We start from the raw sequence: 22,381 nt of genomic DNA on the forward strand, positions 1-22,381 counted from the left end.
GTTGCGAATCGCCACCGATAAGTTATTATCAGTTTTGATTCTTCAATACACTAGAGACAATATAAATCATCTCAAGGCATTGCCTGGTGGAGAATATCGGAGTCGAACCGATGACCTCTTGCGTGCAAGGCAAGCGCTCTAGCCAGCTGAGCTAATCCCCCATTATGAAATTCAGAATAAATCCTAAATTATGAATGTAGAATCCTCTTACTTCCAGAATTTCCTTAAGTATCTTGCTTTTTGTAGTCCCGGGCAGACTCGAACTGCCGACCTCTACATTATCAGTGTAGCGCTCTAACCAGCTGAGCTACGAGACTAGAATAGCTTAATACTTTTTTATTTTAAAATTAACAGCAAAGAGTAAAAAAAACCTTTTTTTGTAACTCACCATCTTTCTCTAGAAAGGAGGTGTTCCAGCCGCACCTTCCGGTACGGCTACCTTGTTACGACTTAGCCCTAGTTACCAGTTTTACCCTAGGCGGCTCCTTGCGGTGACCGACTTCAGGCACTCCCAGCTTCCATGGCTTGACGGGCGGTGTGTACAAGGCCCGGGAACGTATTCACCGGATCATGGCTGATATCCGATTACTAGCGATTCCAGCTTCACGGAGTCGATTTGCAGACTCCGATCCGAACTGTGATATGGTTTATAGATTCGCTCTCTGTTGCCAGATGGCTGCTCATTGTCCATACCATTGTAGCACGTGTGTGGCCCAGGACGTAAGGGCCGTGATGATTTGACGTCATCCCCACCTTCCTCACTACTTGCGTAGGCAGTCTCGTTAGAGTCCCCATCATAACATGCTGGCAACTAACGACAGGGGTTGCGCTCGTTATAGGACTTAACCTGACACCTCACGGCACGAGCTGACGACAACCATGCAGCACCTTGTAATATGTCCGAAGAAAAAACTATCTCTAGTCCTGTCATACTACATTTAAGCCCTGGTAAGGTTCCTCGCGTATCATCGAATTAAACCACATGCTCCACCGCTTGTGCGGGCCCCCGTCAATTCCTTTGAGTTTCAGTCTTGCGACCGTACTCCCCAGGTGGGATACTTATCACTTTCGCTTAGTCACTGAGCTAATGCCCAACAACTAGTATCCATCGTTTACGGCGTGGACTACCAGGGTATCTAATCCTGTTCGCTCCCCACGCTTTCGTCCCTCAGCGTCAGTACATACGTAGTAGACTGCCTTCGCAATCGGTATTCTGTGTAATATCTATGCATTTCACCGCTACACTACACATTCTATCTACTTCCATATGACTCAAGTCAACCAGTATCAAAGGCAGTTCCATAGTTGAGCTATGGGATTTCACCTCTGACTTAATTGACCGCCTGCGGACCCTTTAAACCCAATGATTCCGGATAACGCTCGGACCCTCCGTATTACCGCGGCTGCTGGCACGGAGTTAGCCGGTCCTTATTCTTACAGTACCGTCAAGCTGGTATACATACCAGTGTTTCTTCCTGTATAAAAGCAGTTTACAACCCATAGGGCAGTCTTCCTGCACGCGGCATGGCTGGGTCAGAGTTGCCTCCATTGCCCAATATTCCTCACTGCTGCCTCCCGTAGGAGTCTGGTCCGTGTCTCAGTACCAGTGTGGGGGATCTCCCTCTCAGGACCCCTACCTATCGATGTCATGGTAAGCCGTTACCTTACCATCTAACTAATAGGACGCATAGCCATCTTTTACCAATAAATCTTTAATTACATCTCGATGCCGAGTCGCAATACTATGGAGCATTAATCTTCATTTCTAAAGGCTATTCTCCAGTAAAAGGTAGGTTCTATACGCGTTACGCACCCGTGCGCCGGTCGTCATCTGTGCAAGCACAATGTTACCCCTCGACTTGCATGTGTTAAGCCTGCCGCTAGCGTTCATCCTGAGCCAGGATCAAACTCTTCATTGTATATTTTAAATATTTTAATGAATAAGTTTCAAAAGAATTTACATTAAACTAATAATGTGGTTATTCTACTCTTTAATTACGCTGTCAATTTCAATATTTTCAATGAACTGTGCCGAGTCGGCACCGACAAGTCATAAAACTCAATCTTTACCTTTAACTCAACTTTGTAGAAACGTTAGAATCGAACTAACTGACTTTTTTAAATCATTCCAAATTTTCTCTGATCTTTTTGCTGTATTTCTTAGCGGCTGCAAACATACAAACTATTTCTAATCTGACAATAAAAAATTAAACTTTTTTTTATTTTATTTTAACTGTAAAAAACACTGAACTTTTTGCCGAAATTTTCGGACTGCAAACATACAACGTTTTTTACAAACCAACCTAATAAAAATTAAAGTTTTTTTTTGATAAAATTTTACAACTTTACCTGTTTAACTCCTTAATTTTTAATCGATTTACAAACTCTCAATGAACGTAACTAACAAAACAATATTGCTGTTAGCGGCTGCAAACTTACAACACATTTTTAATCTAACAACTATTTTTTAACCCTTTTTTTTTGTTTATTTTACATACTTCTCCTAATTATTTTGTTTCTAGTAAGTTACATCAAATATTTTTTTAGTTATTTTTTGAAGGTTCTTGGGTTTTATCTGGGGTTTAGGGATGACAACTACTTTTTCAACATAATAACATTGAAAAAAGCAAAGAGTGTGCGCTGAAAATTTAGCCTTAATAGGTTTGAAATAGCTTTACCTAGTTACTTGGATTTGTTTTTTAGCTTTTAAATAAAGCCGGTAAATGATTGTTTTTTAATTTTAATACAAAGAAAATTGTGAAAAAGGTCTCTTATAGATGAAGTAGAAACTTTGTAAATAGAAGTAAAGCTAAAAAAAACGAATTATTAGAAGACAAGTATCGTGTAAGTTTCTGTTGAATACATAGGCTTCGATTTACTCAGAACCTTAATTTATTGAAATAAAGGGATTGCTTCGTGCCTCGCAATGACGGGTGTTTTTTTTTAAAAGAGAAAATAGAGATGAAAAACAAATTGGCTATCTATTTGTTAAAATTGCTCTTTGTAGACTTGTTTCCTTCTTGCTCATTACAATTACAGGCTTTGTGTTAGGGATTGAAACGGCATCCTTTTTGCTTTTCGCAAAAAGATATAGTGGAAAGCCCGACCTTTTTTATTCTATAAGTTTATTAGAATTACAAAAGTGTCATTATATATAAACCCAACTTTTTTTATATCTCAACAAAAAAAGGGAACACCCAAAGAACATGTTTAGTTCTTAGATTGTCTAACTTTTCCTTTTTTACGCATTTTTGCAAAAAACAATTTGTATTCTTCTACATTGATTTCTGCCTTTCTTTCTATTATAATTTGAGGAAAATCGAAATTTAACTTAGTTTTTTGAGGTTGGAGTTTTCCGTCTTGAAAAGCGCGTTGCAAAACATCTTCTATTAAAAAATCTTCGTTCTCTGTTTCTGGATGGTATTCGGTTTTAAGAGATAAACTAAAAACATTTGCCGTTGTGTTGTACCAGAAAGCTTTCCATCCGCTTCTTAAGACCTTGATGTTTTGAAATGCCGTTTTACCGGTTTGACGATGAATTAACTTTATAAGAATTCTACCTTCTGTGGTGGTCATCTTTTTAATTTGATCTGTGAACTCGCCTTCTATATATTTTTGAACTAAACGTGTGTATTTTCTTTGCGCCCTTTTTGACTTGATTTTTTCTAGCCTTTGGTTTAAAGAATCTAACCTTTGTGAGGCCAATTGTGCATAAGGGTATGCTTTAAATACTTTTTTACGGAACCATAAATAATACCGAACGTCTTTTTTTGAGTTAAATTTAGGTTTTGGCAACAACGAGAACTCGTTAAGGCTTACTACTAAGGTGTCTCCTGGTTTTACAAAAACATAATCGTCTACGTTGATAGGGAGCGAATCTGTTTCTTGTATTTGAGAAAAAGATGCTACCGAAATTAGTAGTATATATATGTATAGGAGTTTTTTCAAAATTTTATTTTTTATTGTATCGTTATTATGATTGTTGGTTATGCAACGGTTGCTTCTAATTATTATTTAACTTATTTTGTCTATAAAATCTTGTTCTGAGATAATTTCTATTCCTAAACTTTCTGCTTTTGCTAGTTTTGATGGCCCCATATTATCGCCGGCAACAATAAAATTTGTTTTTTTAGAGATTGATGAACTTACTTTTCCGCCATTATCTTCAATTGCTTTTTTAAGTTCGTTTCTGCTCATTTGATGAAAAACGCCTGAAACTACAAATATTTGCCCTTGTAATAGTTCTGTTTGATTTTCTAAACTTTCTGCAGAAACTTCTAGTTGTACTCCTGATGCTTTTAACCTGTTTATTAAATTAATATTGCCTTCGTTTTTAGAAAACTCGATAATGCTTTGTGCAATTCTCTCTCCTATTTCATCTACCGAAATTAATGTTTCTAAATCTGCAGACATTAAATTATCTATGGATTTAAAATGTTTTGCTAACTTTTTAGCTACTGTTTCTCCTACAAAACGTATACCAAGTGCAAATAATACTTTTTCGAACGGAATTTCTTTTGATTTTATAATTCCGTCTATCATATTCTGAGCAGATTTTTCTGCCATTCTTTCTAACGGAATTACTTGTGCTACTGTTAAATCGTATAAATCTGCATAGTTTTGAATTAAGCCTTCTTTACGCAATAAATCTACCGTTTCACCTCCTAAACCATCAATATCCATGGCTTTTCTAGAAATAAAATGCTGAACTCGTCCTGTAATTTGTGGTGCACAACCAAACTCATTAGGACAATAATGCTTTGCATCTCCTTCTGTTCTTAGCAACTCGGTATTACACTCCGGACAATGAGTTGCATATATGGTTGGCACTGAATCTGCTGGACGTTTTGTTAAGTCTACTGCAATAATTTTAGGAATAATTTCTCCTCCTTTTTCTACAAAAACCGTGTCTCCTACTCTAATATCTAATTTTGCTATTTGATCTGCATTGTGTAACGAAGCTCTTTTTACCGTTGTACCTGCTAATTGCACAGGTTCTAAATTTGCAACCGGAGTTATTGCGCCTGTTCTACCAACTTGATAACTTATAGAATTTAAAATTGTAGAAACCTGTTCTGCTTTAAATTTATATGCAATTGCCCATCTTGGTGCTTTTGCGGTGTAGCCTAACTCGTCTTGTTGATGTAAATTATTTACTTTTATTACAACTCCATCTGTTTCATACGGTAAATCGTGACGTTTAGCGTCCCAATTAGTGATGAAATCGAAAACTTCATCTATCGATTTTACCAACGTGATGGTTTCTGGTACTTTAAAACCAACTTTTCTTGCATTTTCTAAACTCTCAAAATGCGTTTTATATTTGCGTTCTTCTGTTACAACTTGATATAATAAACAATCTAATGGCCTTTTTGCAACTTCTGTACTGGCTTGTAATTTTAAACTTCCGCTTGCAGTATTTCTAGGATTTCTATATTCTTCTTCCCCATTTTCTACACGCTCTTCATTCATTTTATTAAAACCATCTATTGGTAAAATGATTTCTCCTCGCATTTGAAAATCACTTAAAAAATCTCCATTTGGAATTAAAGGAATTGAACGAATTGTTTTAATATTAGGTGTTACCTCATCTCCTTGAAAACCATCGCCACGCGTTACAGCTTTTACAAATTGTCCGTTTTCGTACGTTAAGTTGATGGAAGCTCCATCGAATTTTAACTCGCACGTATATTCTACATCTGTTGTACCTAGAACTTTTTGAATTCTTTCTTCCCAATCTAATAAATCTTCTTTAGAATACGAATTACTTAAAGAATACATTCTGTTTTTATGGGTAACCGTATTAAAATTTTTAGTAATAGTACCTCCTACTCTTTGCGTTGGCGAATTTGCATCGAAAAACTCAGGATTTTCACGTTCTAACTTTTCTAATTCTTTTAGTTTGATATCGAAATCGTAATCTGAAATAGTTGCATTATCTAACACATAATAATTATAATTATGAGTATTTAATTCATCACTAAGTACTTGTATTTTTTGTTGATTTGTCATTCTGAATAAAAAATTTAATCGTTCTTTTTACCTAATAATACATTAACACCTTCTGGAAAAGGATTGCCCGAACAACGCCTAAACGAAACTATTTGACCAACATGCCAAATTGCATCTGCAATTGGACCATTAATTACACACCAAAAAGAAAGCTCTTTATTAGGAAACAATATTTTAAATTGAGAAACGTCTTTACTTTCTCTAAGAATAGTACTTGCTTGTAAAAAATTTTCTAAGGTTTTTTTCCTTTTTTCGGCAAAAGTCATACTTGGTTCTGTAGCTCCATTTAACTTTATTAAAGTAGCGTTTAAAACTCGTATTGATAAATGATAAATATGGTCTACTGTTTCTTCTGTTGTTCTTGCTTCTGAATTTGGTTTAAACCCCAAATCTGCAGCAGATAAGTTTTCTGTTGCCCAATAATATCTAAAACCTAACCCATCTACCATTCTACTTACAGATGTACCTGCCGTATATTCTGTTGATGATTCTGGTATTTGATAATACGGTAATTTTTCTTTAGATATCATTTTATAAAAGGGCTTAATTAGACTGGTAAAAATAGTGAAAAGAGACATTGAAACAAAGGTTTGTTTTCTCAAATAAAAAACAAAGGTTAACTCTATAAATAGATTAGAAAACATAGGTTTCTATAAAAATTAATGACGCCTAATTGTTGTTCTTCTTACTATAAAAAATAACATAATTTTATATAAAAATGCTTGTGTTTAAATGGAAGAAGCTGTAATTTGTATTGGCATTCAAAAATGAATAAAAAATGAAATACGCTATAAAAATACACAAAATTTCTACGGTTGATGACTTAGAAAACTCTTGGAGTATTGAAGATTACAAAGAACTTTTAGTACGTTTTGATTTTGCAAATAATGACGTAAACGAAATTAAAGAGTTAAGAGAATTACTTTTTATGGCAATTGCTGATAAAGACCCCAGTGAAGCTGCCGCAATTGTTTTAGATTACAAACTAGGTGCTGTTTTAAATGAAGGTCAGATTGATTCTCTTTCTTATGAAATGTTGGTTGATAAAATTTCTGAAGAATATCCAAAAATAGAATTGCATAAAACTCTTTTTATAATTAATCAGCTCTTATACAAAGCTTTTAATGGAAAGTTTCCTAACACAAAAGCAACCATTGTAGATTTTGAAATAACTCCTTCTAGAAATGCAGAAACTACAATTACAAAAGAAATTGTATTGAAATGTTTTGCACAAAATTTAGATAGTCATAATGTAATTATTCGATTATTTGGACAACAACTAAATGCGGAAGAAGCTTTTGTTGAAGCCAATGATATTATTTGGTATTTAGAAAAAAAGGATACTACTTATAGATTTACTACTTCTGATTATTTTATGAGTAGAGAAGAGTTTATAAAAGAAGAATTTGACGCTAATATTAAATTTTTTGAAGAAGATTAAGTTGAATATCAATTTATGGTTTATTCTAAATAAATGATACTTAAAAAAATTTTTTAATAACAAGAAACCCAAAACATAATTTTATGCTTTGGGTTTCTTGTTATCATCTATTTATTCCTTTTTATTTCTTGCTCTCTTTTTTGATTTTCTTAAATATTTATTATGTGCTTTTGCTGTTTTTAAATCTAATGTGCCTGTAATATCTATATCGAAACCTTCTTCTTTTAATAGTTTTTGATACTCTAAAAAAGCACGGTCTTTTTCGGCATCAATTGTTAAGTTTCTTGCTTTGTAACAGTCCATTTCTGTCCATAACTTTTTCTTATTAACTGCTTTATCATAGTTAAAATCTTGCGAAGAATGCCTTACATAACACTTACCTGGTTTTGGGTTTTTTGGTGTATCTAAACTCTGTGCTAAAATAAGACTTGGCAAAAACAGAAATAAGAAAAGAATGTTTTTCATTATGATTTTTTTTCAAAAATAAGAAAAAGAAAACGGATACTCTTTAAAATATACCTCAGCTTATTTTTTTAAAAGCGTACAAGTAGAAGATATCATTTCTAATTGATATCTATAGCAAGCAAAAAATTATAGCCCTGATTGAATGGCATGTTTGAGCTCTTTTTTATTCCCTTTTTAGGGGATAAAAAAAGCGAGTAATGAAAGCAGGAAATAGCTACTAAAAAAACAAAACCCGAAACAACATTGTTTCGGGTTTTTACATTCAATTTTCATTGAACGAACTTGCACTAAGAGATTTTTAATAATAGGTAAACCGTCTTACTTTAGCAATGTGTTTTGCCAAACGCATTACTTGATGAGAATACCCATATTCATTGTCGTACCAAACATAAACAACAATGGTTTCTTTGTCTGTAATAGTAGATTTACTATCGAAAATTGCTGGTGCCGTAGTACCAATTATGTCTGATGACACCAACTCGTTATCTAAAGAATATTTAATTTGCTCTACCAAATCGCCCTCTAAAGCATACTTTTTTATAATGGCATTTACACGTTCTGTAGAAACCATGGTATTTAATTGTAAGTTTAAAATAGCCAAAGATCCGTTTGGAACCGGAACTCTAATTGCGTTAGAGGTTAGTTTACCTTTTAAAGCAGGTATTGCCTTTGCTACTGCTGCACCTGCACCCGTTTCTGTAATTACCATATTTAAGGCTGCTGCTCTACCTCTTCTATTTTTACTATGCATATTGTCTACCAAATTTTGGTCGTTTGTGTATGCATGAATGGTTTCTAAATGCCCTTTTAAGATTCCGAAATTGTCTTCTAAAACCTTTAAAATTGGCGTAATTGCATTGGTGGTACAAGATGCTGCAGAAAAAATATCTACCGTATCTGGGTTGTGTTGTTTGTGGTTTACTCCATGTACAATATTAGGAATTCCTTTTCCGGGTGCGGTTAACAAAACTTTGCTTGCTCCTTTTGCTTTTAAATGTCTCGCCAAAGCAACATCATCTCTAAAAGCACCTGTGTTGTCTATAATTAACGCGTCTTTAATTCCGTATTTTGTGTAATCTATTTCTTCTGGATTATTAGCAGAAATTAAGTGAACCGTTGTTCCGTTTATAATTAATGCATTGTGTTCTACATCTATTTCTACGGTTCCTAAAAAATCTCCGTGTACAGAATCTATCCTTAACAAAGAGGCTCTTTTTTCTAAGACATCTTTATTAATCTCGCCACGAGTAACAATGGCTCTTAAGCGTAATTGAGAACCTTTACCCATTTTAGACATAAGTTCTCTTGCCAATAAACGACCAATTCTACCAAAACCATATAAAACTACATCTTTGGGTTGAATGTCTTCTGACTCTGTAGCTCCTTTTAATTTGTTACTTACAAAGGCAACTTTGTCTTCACACTTTTTAGGACTTAAATGACATTCGTACGCTAGTTTACCTATATCTAGTTTAGAAGATGGTAGGTCTATTTGCTGAATTGCTTTTGCAATATCTAACGCGTCATAAATAGAAATGGGTTTGCTTACAAACTCTTTTGCATAGTTTATTAGGTTTAAAACTTCGCTTGCTCTTTTATCTACCAAAGGATTTCTAAAAAGAACTAACTCTATCGCTTTATCGTACCATAAATCGTTTACAATAGTTATAAACTCTACCGTAGCTCTTCTACTTTGAGCTTGCTCTATAACTTCTTCTTCGTAATTTAAAATTGTTGACATTGTATATCTAAATATAAATTTCGGGCAAAAGTATTTCTTTTTTTTAGAACACGAAATCGATTTCGTAAAGTTTTCGTAAATAAAAAAAAACATGAGGTTTTTACAGAATTGGTGCTTAATTATTAAAAACAAAAAAAACTCAAGGCTGATACCAACCTTGAGTTTTTTTTTAGTTTCTAAAAATGGAAACTATCTATTTAACGTGAGTTCGATGTAAGAAATTTTAATTAAACCTATAAAAAAAGCAGAATATTTAGTATATTAAAGTACTGAATTCTAATATATTAATAAATATCCTGCTTATGATTTCTGATAGTAAAATTATAGAAATTTTCTGTTCTTTAGATGATTTTATGAAAGAATTTAACTTAATTCTTAATAAAAACAGCATTTCTGATGGTTCAACAACTAAAAAACGTAATAGAAAGTTCAAAATGTCTGATAGTGAAGTGATGACCATACTTGTTATATTTCACCTAAAGTCTTACCGAAACCTTAAACACTTTTACTTAAACCATATTTGTAAATACAGACAAGATCTGTTTCCAGATTGTGTTTCTTATAATAGATTTGTAGAACTTCAAAAAAAGGTTACACAACCTTTAGCCGTTTTTATGAAAATGTATTGTTTAGGCGATTGCACAGGTATCTCTTTTATTGATTCTACTCCTTTAAAAGTATGTCACTATAAAAGAGAAAAACAACATCAAGTATTTAAAGATATTGCCAAAAAAAGCTATGGAACTATGGGGTGTATTTTGGATTTAAACTATATATTGTCTGCAATGACAAAGGAGAAATTATTGATTTTATGTTCACTCCAGCCAATGTAGACGACAGATTCCCTCTCAAAAAAAGAAGTTTCACGACAAATTATTTGGAAAAATTTTTGGAGACAAAGGATATATTGGGAAAGATTTATTTGAAAGACTTTTTGTAGACGGAATTCATTTAATAACTAAAGTTCGAAAAAACATGAAAAAGAAAGCAATGGACTATATGGATAAAGTTATCCTAAGAAAAAGAGCAATCATCGAAACAGTAAATGATGTACTAAAAAACACTTGCCAAATTGAACATTCTAGACATAGATCTTTTGATAATTTCATAACAAATATGATCTCTGGATTAATTGCATATTCTTTTTTACCTAAAAAACCTTCTATAAAAATCCCGAATATGTTACCGAATATTGCGATTGATTAGCTCGAACTCACGTTATTTACTAAAATAGCGACTAATTAAACCAAACGATAAATGATTTCATTTTTGCTAAATCTGGTATTTGTTCTTTTGTAACTTTTTGAGTATTAAATTCTTTTAAACCTAACTCTTCTTTATCTATTGCAATTGTAGCATTTAAATCATCTATAAATAAGGTTGCAGAAGAAAATGTAGACTCTATTCTATTGATATTATTGTTTGCATTTATTTCTGAAAAACTAGAGTTGATATTGATGCCCGAAGCTGTTTTAAAACGTGGATCATGAATTTCGATACTTTTTATAGTTGATGTTGAATCTAATTGTTCTTTAGGTAAAATAGTTAACAACAACTTACCCCCTTTTTCAAAAATAAAATACTCATCATCATCTTGAAAGTAATTGTCTCCTTGTGCTCCTTCACTTAAATTCTTTACAATAGAATCATTCTTAAAAATAGTACTTAAATCTTTCATTGTAGTAGTCGTTGTAATCTCGCCTACTTTTCCTTTTTCTATTTTAAACTTATTATTGTTACTACAACTAATTATAAATAATGAGAATGCGATTACTATAATTGGTAAGATATTTTTTTTAATCATTTTTTTATTTTTATGCTTTGTTTAAACGTTAATTCTACTGTTTTGTTATTTCATTACTTTTTTTAAGATTCCGAATGCAGCTCTAATAAAAGTAGCACTTGTTAATACTTTTATCAATGGGTTCTGTGCAGTGCTTCGTCTTCTAGAAGAGCTTCTACTGGCTCTTTCTTCTCTTTGTCTTTCCTTTTCTTTTTCTTTCGCTATTTTTTCTCTTTCTTTTTCATCTGCCTCTGCTTGTATAGCTTCTGCTTCTGCAAGATTTACCTTTTCTATCTTTTGGTTTAATAACTCATAGGCACTTTCTCTGTCTAAGTTTTCGTTATACTTATAAAAAAGACGCGAATTGTTAATTACATTTTTTAACTCTTTGTCTGTTAAAATATCCATTCTACTCATTGGTGCTCGCAACATGGTTCTTGCCAACGGAGTTGGAATACCTTTTTCGTTTAAAACGGATACAAATGCTTCTCCAATACCTAATTGCGTTAACACCTCTTTGGTATCATAATATTCTGAACTCGGATAATTCTCTGCCGCCAACTTAATTGCTTTTCTGTCTTTTGCAGTAAAAGCTCTTAATGCATGCTGAATTTTTAAACCTAATTGTGCTAAAATATCTTCTGGCACATCTTTAGGGTTTTGAGTTACAAAATAAAGCCCGATTCCTTTAGAGCGAATTAATTTTACAATACTTTCTATTTGGTTTAACAAAGCTTTAGAAGCTTCTTCGAACACCAAATGTGCTTCGTCTATAAAGATGACCAACTCTGGTCTTCCGCTATCTCCTTGTTCCGGAAAAGTTTCATACACCTCAGCTAATAATTGCAACATAAAGGTAGAAAACAACTTAGGTTTGTCTTGTATATCTGTTAAACGTAAAACAGAAATAATTCCTTTTCCGTCTTGGTCTACTCGTGTTAAATCTTCTACTTCAAAAGATTTTTCTCCGAAGAATAAATCGCCACCTTGCTGCTCTATTTCTACAATTTTACGCAATATTGCTCCTGTAGAAGAAGATGAAATTCGCCCATATTCTGCTTGAATTTCTTCTTTACCTTCATTGGTTACGTATTGTAATACTTTTTTAAAATCCTTAATATCTAAAAGTGCAAATTTATTATCATCACAATATTTAAAAATGATGGCAACAATTCCGCTTTGTGTTTCTGTTAAATCTAAAATTCTTGATAATAAAACCGGTCCAAATTCTGATACCGTGGCACGCATTCTCGTTCCGTCTTGTTCAGAAATTGTAAGCACTTCTATTGGAAATTTCTGTGCTGTAAACGGAAAACCAATTTTTGCATGACGTTCGTCTATTTTTGCATGTCCAGGACTTGCTTGTGCCAAACCAGAAAGGTCTCCTTTAATATCCATTAACAAAACAGGAATTCCTTTTTCTGATAAATTCTCAGCTAAAACTTGTAGTGTTTTCGTTTTCCCTGTTCCGGTTGCACCTGCAATTAGACCATGCCTATTTAAGGTTTTAAGTGGAATTTTTACAATGGCATCTGTTATGGTTTCCTCCCCTAACATTGCCGCACCTAATGCAATAAAATCGCCTTTGGTATTGTAACCATTGTTGATGTATTCAAAAAATTCTTCCTTCTGACTCATTTAAAACTAAATTTTGATAAAAATAATCAAAGTTTGATTGTTGTGAAATTATTTAAAGAGTTTGTTTTAAATAGTTTTTGATAAAAATAGAATAAAACTCCATAAAAAAAGGTTCTAACTTCTTTATAAAGCTAAAACCTTCTTCAATTTTTAAAAGACAATTGGTCTTATTTTGTAAAATATTCAGGAATCAATCCTTTTAATTTTTCTAAAGTTTCATCAACAGTTAAATCACTCATACCTCCAGAAGCATTTGCATGTCCGCCTCCATTAAAATGTTCTTTTGCTAAAACATTTACTGGATTTTCTGCTCCTTTAGATCTAAAAGAAATTTTCATTATTCCATCTCTTTCTGTAAATACAATAGCAGCTTTCATTCCTTTTATTGATAAAACCAAGTTTGCTAAACTATCTGTATCTCCTTTTTTATATTGATATTTTGCCAATTCTTCTTTAGATAAAGAAATAATGGCCACATTATAATCGTATAAAATCTCTAATTTCTCACTCATTGCATATCCTTGCAAACGCAAACGAGTTTCTGTATTATTATCACTTAATTTTTCATGAATTAAATGATGCGCTACTCCTGCTGCTAAAATCTTCCCCAAAACCTCGTGTGTTCTTGGCTTTACAGAATTGAATCTAAAACTACCTGTATCTGTTAAAATACCTAAATATAAAGGGGTTCCTATTTTTTCGTCTAACAACTCTAAATGACCCGATTGTTCTATTAAATCTACAATTAATTGTGATGTTGATGATGCTGTAGTTTCTGAAACCGTGATTGTAGGAAATTCTTCTGGATTCAAATGATGATCTATCATAATTTTCTTACAAGTTGCCGCTTCTAACAAAGCTTGCATATCTGGCCCTACTCTATTTGTAGCGTTGTAATCTAAACAGAAAATTAAATCTGCTTTTTGCATTTCTGCTGTTACTTCTTCTGGATTTTCTTCCATTAACAAAATAGACGAAGTATCTAACCAATCTAAAAAATCGGGTGCTTTATCTGGATGACAAACAACTGCTTTCTTCCCTAATTTTTCTATAAAATAAAGCAAACCTAAAGAAGAACCAATGGAATCTCCATCTGCAGATTTGTGTGCTGTAATAACGATATTTGAAGCAGCTTGAATCTCTGCTTCTATTTGTTGGTAAATATTCATGTAGTGTATTTTTCAATTGCAAATACTCAGCAATTGTAATTTTTTTATGAGGATGCGAAGTTAGGTTTATTATTGAAGTGAAGCAGTGAGTTCTTAAAGTTTAATAGTTGTTAATCGATAATTATAATATAGTAACATATTAAATAGATTCTAAAGTTTCAATCCATTTGTTAAATCTAGGTGATTTCTCTCTAATTTTAACAAGGCCTATACTTTCTGCCAATATAGAACCATAAACAATTTTATTGTATCCAATAATATGGTTTTGTAACCTTTTAGAAGGTGCAGTTTTCCTATTATTGTTAATCATCTCAGGATTGGGATATTGATTAATAATTGTCACTAAATCATTACGACTATTGAATTCATTTGAAGCTATATGTTGATCAAAAACATCAATATTATTAAAAAGTAAACCTTCAAATTCATGTAACTGAATATAAGGAATAAACCTAATGTTATTTTTCAAGTCTAATTTCATTTCATTCTCAAGAAAACTCATTCTATCATTCTTGTCAAAAATTTTATTCGATTGTAACCATTTTGGATAATTATAATTATCAGGAATTCCATAGTAATCAATAAAGGTAGTTACATATACTTCTGGTTCATTTAAATGATTCTCTATTTGTTTTTTAAGATTATTCCAAGGTACTATTCCTCCTCCAGATTTTTTAATTAATGGTGTTTGTATAAATATATTTTTATTCGAAAAATGTTGGGCAAGAACATCTTTACAAAATTCAATTTCAGTTTGTCCTTCACAAATTATAATGATTCTTTTCATAAAATATTATTTATTAGGTTGACCTCCATTAATAATATTTTTTTGCCATAAATCTCCAATGTTATAATCTTCTAACCAAGATTTTAAGTTTTCTTCATTTAATCTTCTAAAAAAACTTTCTCCATTAATTTGATCTACTGTAATGATGTCTTCGGCATTAAAATGATTAATAAGATCTGCTGATTGTGTTGCCAACACTATTTGAACTTTTTTTAATGTAGCACTTTTAATCATTCCTGCCAGTTTTGCAATTGCAAAAGGATGCAAACCTAATTCAGGTTCATCAATAATGATTGTATTTGGTAAATTAGGTTGTAAAAAAAGAGTGGTTAGTGCAATAAACCTCAAAGTACCATCAGACAAGTCATTTGCCCCATAAATAGTTGAACTAAATTTACTCTGCCATTGTAATCTTAAATATCCCTCTTCATTAGGTTGAAAGAAAAAATCAGAAAAATATGGAGCTACACTTTGAATTGTTTGAACTATTCTATTATATACAATTTTATTACTTTCTAATATGCAATTTAGAAAAGCAGACAAATTAGAACCTTCTTCATACAGAAAATAGGAATCATTATCAACATGACTCGTTAGTGAAAATGGAGATTTTTTTCCTGTATCATGAAAATGGTATTTCCTAAAACTTTTTAAAAATTTATTTACATACTCTCCTCTTCCTTGCTTATTCTGTTTAACACCAGCTTTAGAAGTATAATTTGACATTGACCAAGGGTTATCATAATACCAAAGAACTTCATTTGTAAAAATCATATTATTTTCTCCAGATGAAAGGGTAAAAGAGTACCCATTAACTCCCGTATTAAATGATAAGTGAGCTTTTATATAAGGGCTTACTTTTAAGCCTTGATATAACATTTTTTCTTGCCCTCCCCTTAATGATATATATTCTTCTAATTTTTGTTCATATAATTGATTCAAAAACTCAAAAAAAGATATAAAATTACTCTTTCCGGAACCATTTGAACCAATTAATATATTAATTGGTTTTAAATCTAAATGAATCTTTTTTATTGATTTGTAATTTTCTATTTCTATATAATCTATTATCATAAAAATATTGTTATCGTCATAATGAATGACAAAAATCAAATTTAAGTTTATTATTTTTAGTAAGCAAAAATAGAAATAGTTTATATTACTAATATAATATATCTAAACTATTTGTTACAAGTAAAATATAAAAAAAACGTAATACCTTTTATAATAATAAATAGTTTTTTATTTTATAAAAAAATAAGCAGTAAAAGAGATACACAATTTGCAGCAACTCTTTAAAACTCTAAAATAGTTGTTACTCGTTTAAGAAGTGCTAAAGCTATTTCTTTGTTTAAATTATAATCACTTAAATTTAATACAGGGTTAGGAAAACTCACACTTACAATTCCGTTTTCTTTTTCTGTAATAACTAATTTAATAGGAATTTCATTTATTGCTAAAATATCCTGATTGGTGATTTTTTCAATATATTTTGGATGGAAAAATAATATTTGCTTAAGAGGTTTAATCTTTATGTCAAAATTAGCTACAATTTGCTGAGTGTCTATTTCATGAAGTACTAAAAATCCATTTAATACAATATTAGCTCTTATCGCATTATATAATTCATCAAACGGTATTTTAAACTCTTTTTCAATAATTGCAGACTTCATAGTTCTCTTAGATTGTTAATTTTAATAAAGCAATTTTTAGGCACATAGTTTGTCTCAGTTATTTTTTTTTATAAAATTGTCTAATCTGTTGTTGGTCGTTTGCTGAATTTTATTTCTCAAAAACGAGGTCCATCCCAATAAATAACCAGGAAGTCCCATTGCTTGCTTTGTCCAAGACCATAAATCAAAAGTGTCAAAATGTTGTATAATTTTACCATCCTTAAATTTAAAATCCGCAGAAACACTATTAACCACTTTTCTTTTCTTGTCTCCATAAAGATATTCTGCTACCCAATTTGCTTTTCCGCTTTCTGCAGTTGCTTCTATATTACTAAAGTTAATAATAGTATCTTGCTTTTTCTGAGACAGTAGCATTTCCCACATTTTAAAAGCTTTATCACCTTCTAATCTACCAAATACAGGATCTTTAAAGACAATATCCTTATGATAACAATCTAGCATTCCTGTTATATTTCCATTAGAAAATGACGTGTAAAACTTCTTTATTACTTCTTTATTATCCATTTAGTTGCTGTTTTTTAATTGAGTTTAATGTTAACGATGATATCACATCGTTTCAAAGTCCAATTACCAGAAGTTAGCGAAGTTATAAGAACATATGTATGCAAACAAATCTAACTACGAACCTATAGGTTCCTTTAGGAGTAAATTAACGGTATCAATCAATCCAATTTTTAAAATCTTTTACACGTTCTCTACTTACAATAATTTCGGTTTCGTTATACGAATGTAAAATTAATTTTAAACGTGAATTAAAATATGTAATTACAGCATCTTTTTAGAAAATATTGAAAAACCATTTACTTTTTCAATATTCAATTTTGTTCTTTTTTTCTTCTAACATCTCTAAATAAACGTCCTCAACATGTTCTCTAGCCCAAACTGTTCTTCTTAAAAACCCAAGACTAGATTTCATAGTTGGGTTGTTATTGAAACAGCGAATATTTACACGTTCTCCTAGGTACTCCCAACCATAATGTGCTACCAAACTCTCTAAAACCTGGACTAGTTTTACTCCATGAAACGGGTTTTTTAATTGTTCTTCAGTAGCTTGTTTCCTTTTTCGTTTAGTTGGTTTTTCTTCAGACAATTCTTCATTCTTTTGGGAATTAGACGTTGTATCCAAAAGTTGATTTGATTGATTATTCTTATCAGTCGACTCGTTCTGGTTAATGTTCTTTATATGCATTGTTGGCAAATTGTATTTTTTAATCCAAATAATTTTCTAAATGAGAATTTAAAATATTGAATATTTTATATTCTTAATTTAGCGAAGTACGAGTTTTATTCTTTTAGAAGCAAACTAAAATACTAAAACTGACAGCGTCAGTCAATCCAATTTTTAAAATCTTTTACACGTTCTCTACTTACAATAATTTCTGTTTCGGTATACGAATCTAAAATCAATTTTAAACGAGAATTAGAAAAGGCAATAATGTCTTTTATCGCATTTATGTGCACAATAAAAGTACGGTTTACTCTAAAAAAATGTTCAGGATTTAATTGTTCTTGCCAGTATTCTAAAGAATTATCTAACAGATGATTTCTATTTTCCTTGGTATGAATATAAGTCGATTTGTTTTCGCTGTAAAAACACGCTACCTCATCTATATTTATAATTTTTATATGTTGACCTACTTTAATTGTCAGTCTTTTCTTGAATTTTCTATCTACCGGGTTTACCAGTAATTTTCGAATATCATCTAAGTTTACTTGAACATCTGTTTGTTTTGGCTGATGTTCTTTAAACTTATCTACCGCAACTTTTAGTTCGTCTTCATCTAAAGGTTTTAATAAATAATCGATGCTATTTAGCTTAAAGGCTTTTAGCGCATATTCATCATAAGCAGTCGTAAAAATAATGGCAGATTTTACTTCAATTTCTTCAAAAATCTCAAAAGATAAACCATCAGAAAGTTGAATATCTAAAAATATTAAATCTGGATGTTCATTGTTTTGCAACCAATTTAAAGACTCTTCTACAGAATGTAACATCTGCTGAACTTCTAAATTTAACGCTGCTAACATTCGGTTTAACCTTCTTGCTGCCGGTTTTTCATCTTCAATTATTAATACATTCATTTTTTATTAAATTTTAGACTTCGTCAGATATTTGTATTTGTTATTATTCAACTATTTAGATTCCTCCATCGCTTAAAAAAGCTCATTTCGGAATGACATAAACGAACTTTGAGCCTTTTTTTACTCTTTCATAAATTCTTTCATTTTTCTTTCTTCCCAATCTCTACCAAATATATTAAGAAACCCAAACGTTTTTAAAGCATGAAGAGCAAGAAAAATTCCCCAAATAAACCAAATAGGAATATGTACAAAACCTTCTTCATCAATTTGATTACTGATTATAAAATTTCCAAATAATTTAAAAGAAAACTTCCACACAAAGGTTAAAAATAGATTGACTAAAATATATGTTACTAAATGCTTGTAGAATTTTTTAATTTCTTCAATTTTTAGTTTTGCTTTCAATAATTTTTTATCCGTTAAATTCTCCATCTTTTATCTTTTTTTACTGTGCTCATCTTCCTGATCCATCAATTCTTTAATCTTCTTTTCTTCCCAATCTTTACCAAAACCTAAAGATTTAAATCCGAAAACTCCCATCCAATGAAAAAACATTCCGATTCCCCAGAAAAGCCACGTAGAATACACCCCAAAATTAGAAAATGTATCTACAAGATTGTACCCACTTTGTGTTAAGCCAAAAATAATAACTCCGCTTATAAAAATGTTTACCAAAACGTACACAATTAAATGCACGTAAAACCCCTTAATAGCTTTTACTCTCTTTTTTGCTCTTATGTAACTCGCTTCTTGCGTAAAATCTTGTTGCATAACCTTAATTTTTATCGTTCATAAATTGTTGAATCTTCTTTTCTTCCCAGTCTTTACCTAAACCCAATAAGTTAAATCCAAAAACGGATAACCAGTGAAAGAAAAGTCCTGTTCCCCAACCACAAACAGAAAACCAAAACCAATGAAAATGCGGTTCGAATTTTAAGTTTGTAAAAATGATTACAGGAATTATAATACAATAAACACTTAAATGTGTATAAAATCCTTTTATCTTTTTCACTCTTTTTTGAGCTTTATAAAACCGTTGTTCTTTTGTGAAATTAGATTCCATTTCTACCTTCTTTTATGTTGTTCGTTCATATATTTCTCAATCTTCTTTTGTTCCCAATCTTTGTCTAGAAACAATGACAATCCAAAAGTATTTAAAGCCTGAAAAACAATGCCTATTCCCCAATAAAACCAGATTTTATAATTATGATAATTAAACAACGCCTCGTTAAAAGTGTCTCCGTCATTTACATCTCCAACTATAAAAATTGCACTTAAAAAAACATTTACAACCACATACGTTGCCACGTGTTTATAAAACTTAGCAATTTTTTCGACTCTGTTTTTAGCTAATATATATTTCTGTTCTTGTGTAAATTCTCGTTCCATTACCTTCTGTTTTTATGTTGGTTCTCTTTATCCATCATTTCTTTAATCTTTCTATCTTCCCAATTACTACCTAAGAAAATATTATAATTATTTACTTCTAAAAAGTGAAATGCCAATCCCATTCCCCATCCAAAAATTGGAAACCAAAACCAATGAAACCCCGAAGAGAATCTTAAATTGATAAAAATTAAAAAAGGAATTACAATACAGTAAGAAGCTAAATTCTGATAAAACTCCTTTAATTTTTCTACTCTTTCTACTGCTTTTACATATTTGCTATTTTCTAAATCGTCTGTGTACATAATATCGTTCATTTTATATAAGAGAGGTAAACTCACCTTAAAAGTTTTGTTGTTGTTTTCTATTTTCACTCCTTTTTGAGTGATTAATCCATATCGATCTGCAATATTCTGCAACCCAACTTTGGTGCTTTTTCCTATTGCTTCTTTAGGATTTACGTTGTTTTCTATAATTAAATAACCATCTTCTTCGTAAATTGATATTGTTAAAGGCTTAGAAGAAGAAACCACATTGTGTTTTACTGCATTTTCTAACAATAACTGTAAAGAGAGTGATACAATTTTTAACTCATTAGTACTTATACTATCTGGAATATTAAATTTTACAGCATCTTCAAAACGCATCTCTAACAATTGCATATAAGTTTTTGCAAATTTCAATTCTTCATCAATGGGTACTAAATCTTTATTTCTTTGTTCTAAAACATATCGATATACTTTAGATAATTTTGTGGTAAATTTTTCTGCTTGCGCAGGATTTTCGCCAATCAAACTGGTTAACACATTTAAACTATTAAATAAAAAATGTGGATCTAATTGATTTTTTAGAGACTCAAACTTTGCCGTTTCTGTTTTTGCTACAATTTGTTGCTGTGTGCTTTCTTGTGTCATGGCAGATTTCCAATTGACCATAAAGCCTTTGGCATGTAAAAAAGCAGCTACACCTAATGAAAATATAATAGCAAATAAATGTACCCAAACTAAATATCCTTTAAAAAAATTTTCAACCGAATTCCCAAAAAGAAGTATATATTGAATGTAGTGAATTATTAAAACAGCAATAACAGTATATATAACGGTAGCAATTATTCCGGACCAAACCCTTTTATTGGTTTCTTTAACCCAATCCCATTTTGTATTTAAATATTCATTAATAATTCCATTTCCCAATCCTAAGGTAAAAGAATACATACCCGAAATTAAAAAAGTAAAACCGATTCCTTTTAAACCAAATTGCTGATTAATAACTATAAAAATAACTCCAAAAACGATGGTAAGTTTTGTACAAACTATAAAGTCCGTTTTTATTTTTTTATAGATATTTGTGTTTGATGTTTTCATCTTCGGGAATTAATATGGTAAAAGAAAATTATTAAAATTTAATTTCTAAAGATACATTTTTATCAGTAACACTAAATTTTGCATCTTCAAATTTAGGCGGACCAAAAGACATATTATTATTAGAAGCTCCATAATCTTCTAAAGGCATTCCATTCGTTTTAAAGTCCATTTTATGATTCTCATTTTTATCATGAAAACAAATAATAGCATATTCTCCAACATCTATGTCTTTAAAAGTTACTGTACTTTTTCCGTCTACAATTTTTGTTTTTTCAGATTGTAAAGGCTTCATTCTAAAATTTGTTTTGTCATATAAAGCAAAAGCTACTTTACCCGTATCTGAAGTAATATTTACAACGGTTGCTGTAATTATGTTGTTTTGGGCTGTTACTGTATTAGTAATAAATAACATTACGGTTACTAAAATTGCAAAGATAAGTTTCATTATAGATTGTTTTTAAGTGATTAATGCTGCTACAAAGATGCCGCAGAAGTCTCGTTTTTTAAATTAAAGAATACCGAGTTGTAACTTTTTAAGGATGAATTGTAATTTTGAGACAAAACAGCAGTTATAAGTAACAAAAAATAGATATAGTATCAACTTAAAAATTATGAAAAAAAGATTATTTAAGGTATCTGTTGATTTATTTTTAACGCAAACTTCAAATTTGTTTAAATTTGATAAAACTTATAAAAAACAACTACACTTTTAACAATACCTTTAAAAAAATATATACTTTAGCAGTATGATTACTACAAGAGAAAATAAATTATGTACTACAATAAGTCCCAGCTTGCGCTTGCGCAACCGCCGTCGCT

The 22,381-nt window shown here is 31.0% G+C and carries 21 protein-coding genes, 2 tRNA genes, 1 rRNA gene and 2 pseudogenes; 2 read left to right on the top strand and 24 right to left on the bottom strand.

The window, feature by feature from the left end; genetic code table 11:
• Nucleotides 1–84 precede the first annotated feature (84 nt).
• The 6 genes from GQR92_RS07030 to GQR92_RS07055 all read right to left on the bottom strand — a co-directional run bounded on the left by GQR92_RS07030 (nt 85) and on the right by GQR92_RS07055 (nt 6,542).
• A tRNA-Ala gene (locus GQR92_RS07030) sits at nt 85–161 on the bottom strand.
• 82 nt (nt 162–243) lie between these two features.
• Nucleotides 244–317, bottom strand: a tRNA-Ile gene (locus GQR92_RS07035).
• An 84-nt stretch (nt 318–401) separates the two neighbouring features.
• Nucleotides 402–1,919: ribosomal RNA gene (locus tag GQR92_RS07040) — 16S ribosomal RNA — on the bottom strand.
• 1,291 nt (nt 1,920–3,210) lie between these two features.
• The gene (locus tag GQR92_RS07045; RefSeq protein ID WP_158838436.1) at nt 3,211–3,948 is read right to left on the bottom strand and encodes a DUF4294 domain-containing protein; all 738 of its coding nucleotides are present in this window, start codon (nt 3,946–3,948) and stop codon (nt 3,211–3,213) included.
• 66 nt (nt 3,949–4,014) lie between these two features.
• Nucleotides 4,015–6,012 carry an NAD-dependent DNA ligase LigA gene (ligA, locus tag GQR92_RS07050; RefSeq protein WP_158838437.1) on the bottom strand — a complete coding sequence of 666 codons (1,998 nt, stop codon included), beginning with the start codon at nt 6,010–6,012 and terminating at the stop codon, nt 4,015–4,017.
• Between the two features lie 14 nt (nt 6,013–6,026).
• Complete coding sequence (locus tag GQR92_RS07055) at nt 6,027–6,542, bottom strand: hypothetical protein (protein ID WP_233270046.1); 516 nt, start codon at nt 6,540–6,542, stop codon at nt 6,027–6,029.
• 248 nt (nt 6,543–6,790) lie between these two features.
• Here GQR92_RS07055 and GQR92_RS07060 point away from each other — a divergent pair, with 248 nt between their 5' ends.
• Nucleotides 6,791–7,453: a hypothetical protein gene (locus GQR92_RS07060; protein WP_158838439.1), complete on the top strand. Its 663-nt coding sequence runs from the start codon at nt 6,791–6,793 to the stop codon at nt 7,451–7,453.
• Nucleotides 7,454–7,564: 111 nt separating this feature from the next.
• Here the strand turns inward: GQR92_RS07060 and GQR92_RS07065 are convergent, their stop codons facing one another.
• Nucleotides 7,565–7,918 (bottom strand): hypothetical protein, encoded by a 354-nt coding sequence (locus GQR92_RS07065; protein ID WP_158838440.1) that lies wholly within the window; start codon nt 7,916–7,918, stop codon nt 7,565–7,567.
• 298 nt (nt 7,919–8,216) lie between these two features.
• Nucleotides 8,217–9,659: a glyceraldehyde-3-phosphate dehydrogenase gene (locus GQR92_RS07070; RefSeq protein ID WP_158838441.1), complete on the bottom strand. Its 1,443-nt coding sequence runs from the start codon at nt 9,657–9,659 to the stop codon at nt 8,217–8,219.
• 302 nt (nt 9,660–9,961) lie between these two features.
• On the opposite strand from GQR92_RS07070, the pseudogene GQR92_RS18230 reads away from it, so the two are divergent.
• Nucleotides 9,962–10,865 (top strand): annotated as a pseudogene (locus tag GQR92_RS18230) (IS982 family transposase).
• Nucleotides 10,866–10,896: 31 nt separating this feature from the next.
• Here GQR92_RS18230 and GQR92_RS07080 read toward each other — a convergent pair.
• From GQR92_RS07080 to GQR92_RS07155, 16 genes and pseudogenes are all read right to left on the bottom strand, one after another.
• Nucleotides 10,897–11,463, bottom strand: a complete 567-nt coding sequence (locus GQR92_RS07080; protein WP_158838442.1) for a hypothetical protein — start codon at nt 11,461–11,463, stop codon at nt 10,897–10,899.
• A gap of 45 nt (nt 11,464–11,508) precedes the next feature.
• Nucleotides 11,509–13,080, bottom strand: a complete 1,572-nt coding sequence (locus tag GQR92_RS07085; protein WP_158838443.1) for a helicase HerA-like domain-containing protein — start codon at nt 13,078–13,080, stop codon at nt 11,509–11,511.
• A gap of 167 nt (nt 13,081–13,247) precedes the next feature.
• Nucleotides 13,248–14,249 (bottom strand): DHH family phosphoesterase, encoded by a 1,002-nt coding sequence (locus GQR92_RS07090; protein WP_158838444.1) that lies wholly within the window; start codon nt 14,247–14,249, stop codon nt 13,248–13,250.
• 139 nt (nt 14,250–14,388) lie between these two features.
• On the bottom strand, nt 14,389–15,036 hold the full coding sequence (locus GQR92_RS07095; protein ID WP_158838445.1) for a DUF4276 family protein: 648 nt from the start codon (nt 15,034–15,036) through the stop codon (nt 14,389–14,391).
• Between the two features lie 6 nt (nt 15,037–15,042).
• Nucleotides 15,043–16,110 carry an AAA family ATPase gene (locus tag GQR92_RS07100; RefSeq protein ID WP_233270049.1) on the bottom strand — a complete coding sequence of 356 codons (1,068 nt, stop codon included), beginning with the start codon at nt 16,108–16,110 and terminating at the stop codon, nt 15,043–15,045.
• A gap of 221 nt (nt 16,111–16,331) precedes the next feature.
• Nucleotides 16,332–16,709, bottom strand: a complete 378-nt coding sequence (locus GQR92_RS07105) for a DUF302 domain-containing protein (protein WP_158838446.1) — start codon at nt 16,707–16,709, stop codon at nt 16,332–16,334.
• A gap of 54 nt (nt 16,710–16,763) precedes the next feature.
• Complete coding sequence (locus tag GQR92_RS07110; RefSeq protein WP_158838447.1) at nt 16,764–17,234, bottom strand: nuclear transport factor 2 family protein; 471 nt, start codon at nt 17,232–17,234, stop codon at nt 16,764–16,766.
• Between the two features lie 154 nt (nt 17,235–17,388).
• Nucleotides 17,389–17,499: pseudogene (locus tag GQR92_RS18160) on the bottom strand (DNA-binding response regulator); the annotation flags it as partial.
• Between the two features lie 39 nt (nt 17,500–17,538).
• Nucleotides 17,539–17,856, bottom strand: a complete 318-nt coding sequence (locus GQR92_RS07120; RefSeq protein ID WP_368074173.1) for a VF530 family DNA-binding protein — start codon at nt 17,854–17,856, stop codon at nt 17,539–17,541.
• A gap of 200 nt (nt 17,857–18,056) precedes the next feature.
• On the bottom strand, nt 18,057–18,812 hold the full coding sequence (locus GQR92_RS07125) for a LytR/AlgR family response regulator transcription factor (protein WP_158838449.1): 756 nt from the start codon (nt 18,810–18,812) through the stop codon (nt 18,057–18,059).
• Between the two features lie 120 nt (nt 18,813–18,932).
• On the bottom strand, nt 18,933–19,244 hold the full coding sequence (locus tag GQR92_RS07130; protein WP_158838450.1) for a 2TM domain-containing protein: 312 nt from the start codon (nt 19,242–19,244) through the stop codon (nt 18,933–18,935).
• 3 nt (nt 19,245–19,247) lie between these two features.
• The gene (locus tag GQR92_RS07135) at nt 19,248–19,583 is read right to left on the bottom strand and encodes a 2TM domain-containing protein (protein WP_158838451.1); all 336 of its coding nucleotides are present in this window, start codon (nt 19,581–19,583) and stop codon (nt 19,248–19,250) included.
• A 4-nt stretch (nt 19,584–19,587) separates the two neighbouring features.
• A complete protein-coding gene (locus tag GQR92_RS07140; protein WP_158838452.1) occupies nt 19,588–19,875 on the bottom strand; it encodes a 2TM domain-containing protein in 288 nt (95 codons plus the stop codon).
• A gap of 2 nt (nt 19,876–19,877) precedes the next feature.
• Complete coding sequence (locus GQR92_RS07145) at nt 19,878–20,201, bottom strand: 2TM domain-containing protein (RefSeq protein WP_158838453.1); 324 nt, start codon at nt 20,199–20,201, stop codon at nt 19,878–19,880.
• On the bottom strand, nt 20,201–21,562 hold the full coding sequence (locus tag GQR92_RS07150; protein ID WP_158838454.1) for a 2TM domain-containing protein: 1,362 nt from the start codon (nt 21,560–21,562) through the stop codon (nt 20,201–20,203). The genes GQR92_RS07145 and GQR92_RS07150 overlap by 1 nt, the downstream gene beginning before the upstream one ends.
• 31 nt (nt 21,563–21,593) lie before the next feature.
• Nucleotides 21,594–22,007 (bottom strand): DUF2141 domain-containing protein, encoded by a 414-nt coding sequence (locus GQR92_RS07155; protein ID WP_158838455.1) that lies wholly within the window; start codon nt 22,005–22,007, stop codon nt 21,594–21,596.
• Between the last annotated feature and the right edge of the window lie 374 nt (nt 22,008–22,381).

Source organism: Polaribacter sp. L3A8 (assembly GCF_009796785.1).
Classification (GTDB): domain Bacteria; phylum Bacteroidota; class Bacteroidia; order Flavobacteriales; family Flavobacteriaceae; genus Polaribacter.

Coding starts and splice junctions, on each gene's coding strand:
- GQR92_RS07140 (WP_158838452.1), bottom strand. CDS start 19,875: ATGGAATCTAATTTCACAAAAGAACAACGGTTTTATAAAGCTCAAAAA.
- GQR92_RS07150 (WP_158838454.1), bottom strand. CDS start 21,562: ATGAAAACATCAAACACAAATATCTATAAAAAAATAAAAACGGACTTT.
- GQR92_RS07130 (WP_158838450.1), bottom strand. CDS start 19,244: ATGGAGAATTTAACGGATAAAAAATTATTGAAAGCAAAACTAAAAATT.
- GQR92_RS07105 (WP_158838446.1), bottom strand. CDS start 16,709: ATGAAGTCTGCAATTATTGAAAAAGAGTTTAAAATACCGTTTGATGAA.
- GQR92_RS07135 (WP_158838451.1), bottom strand. CDS start 19,583: ATGCAACAAGATTTTACGCAAGAAGCGAGTTACATAAGAGCAAAAAAG.
- GQR92_RS07100 (WP_233270049.1), bottom strand. CDS start 16,110: ATGATAATAGATTATATAGAAATAGAAAATTACAAATCAATAAAAAAG.
- GQR92_RS07065 (WP_158838440.1), bottom strand. CDS start 7,918: ATGAAAAACATTCTTTTCTTATTTCTGTTTTTGCCAAGTCTTATTTTA.
- GQR92_RS07060 (WP_158838439.1), top strand. CDS start 6,791: ATGAAATACGCTATAAAAATACACAAAATTTCTACGGTTGATGACTTA.
- GQR92_RS07155 (WP_158838455.1), bottom strand. CDS start 22,007: ATGAAACTTATCTTTGCAATTTTAGTAACCGTAATGTTATTTATTACT.
- GQR92_RS07095 (WP_158838445.1), bottom strand. CDS start 15,036: ATGAAAAGAATCATTATAATTTGTGAAGGACAAACTGAAATTGAATTT.
- ligA (WP_158838437.1), bottom strand. CDS start 6,012: ATGACAAATCAACAAAAAATACAAGTACTTAGTGATGAATTAAATACT.
- GQR92_RS07085 (WP_158838443.1), bottom strand. CDS start 13,080: ATGAGTCAGAAGGAAGAATTTTTTGAATACATCAACAATGGTTACAAT.
- GQR92_RS07110 (WP_158838447.1), bottom strand. CDS start 17,234: ATGGATAATAAAGAAGTAATAAAGAAGTTTTACACGTCATTTTCTAAT.
- GQR92_RS07055 (WP_233270046.1), bottom strand. CDS start 6,542: ATGATATCTAAAGAAAAATTACCGTATTATCAAATACCAGAATCATCA.
- GQR92_RS07090 (WP_158838444.1), bottom strand. CDS start 14,249: ATGAATATTTACCAACAAATAGAAGCAGAGATTCAAGCTGCTTCAAAT.
- GQR92_RS07080 (WP_158838442.1), bottom strand. CDS start 11,463: ATGATTAAAAAAAATATCTTACCAATTATAGTAATCGCATTCTCATTA.
- GQR92_RS07070 (WP_158838441.1), bottom strand. CDS start 9,659: ATGTCAACAATTTTAAATTACGAAGAAGAAGTTATAGAGCAAGCTCAA.
- GQR92_RS07125 (WP_158838449.1), bottom strand. CDS start 18,812: ATGAATGTATTAATAATTGAAGATGAAAAACCGGCAGCAAGAAGGTTA.
- GQR92_RS07145 (WP_158838453.1), bottom strand. CDS start 20,201: ATGGAACGAGAATTTACACAAGAACAGAAATATATATTAGCTAAAAAC.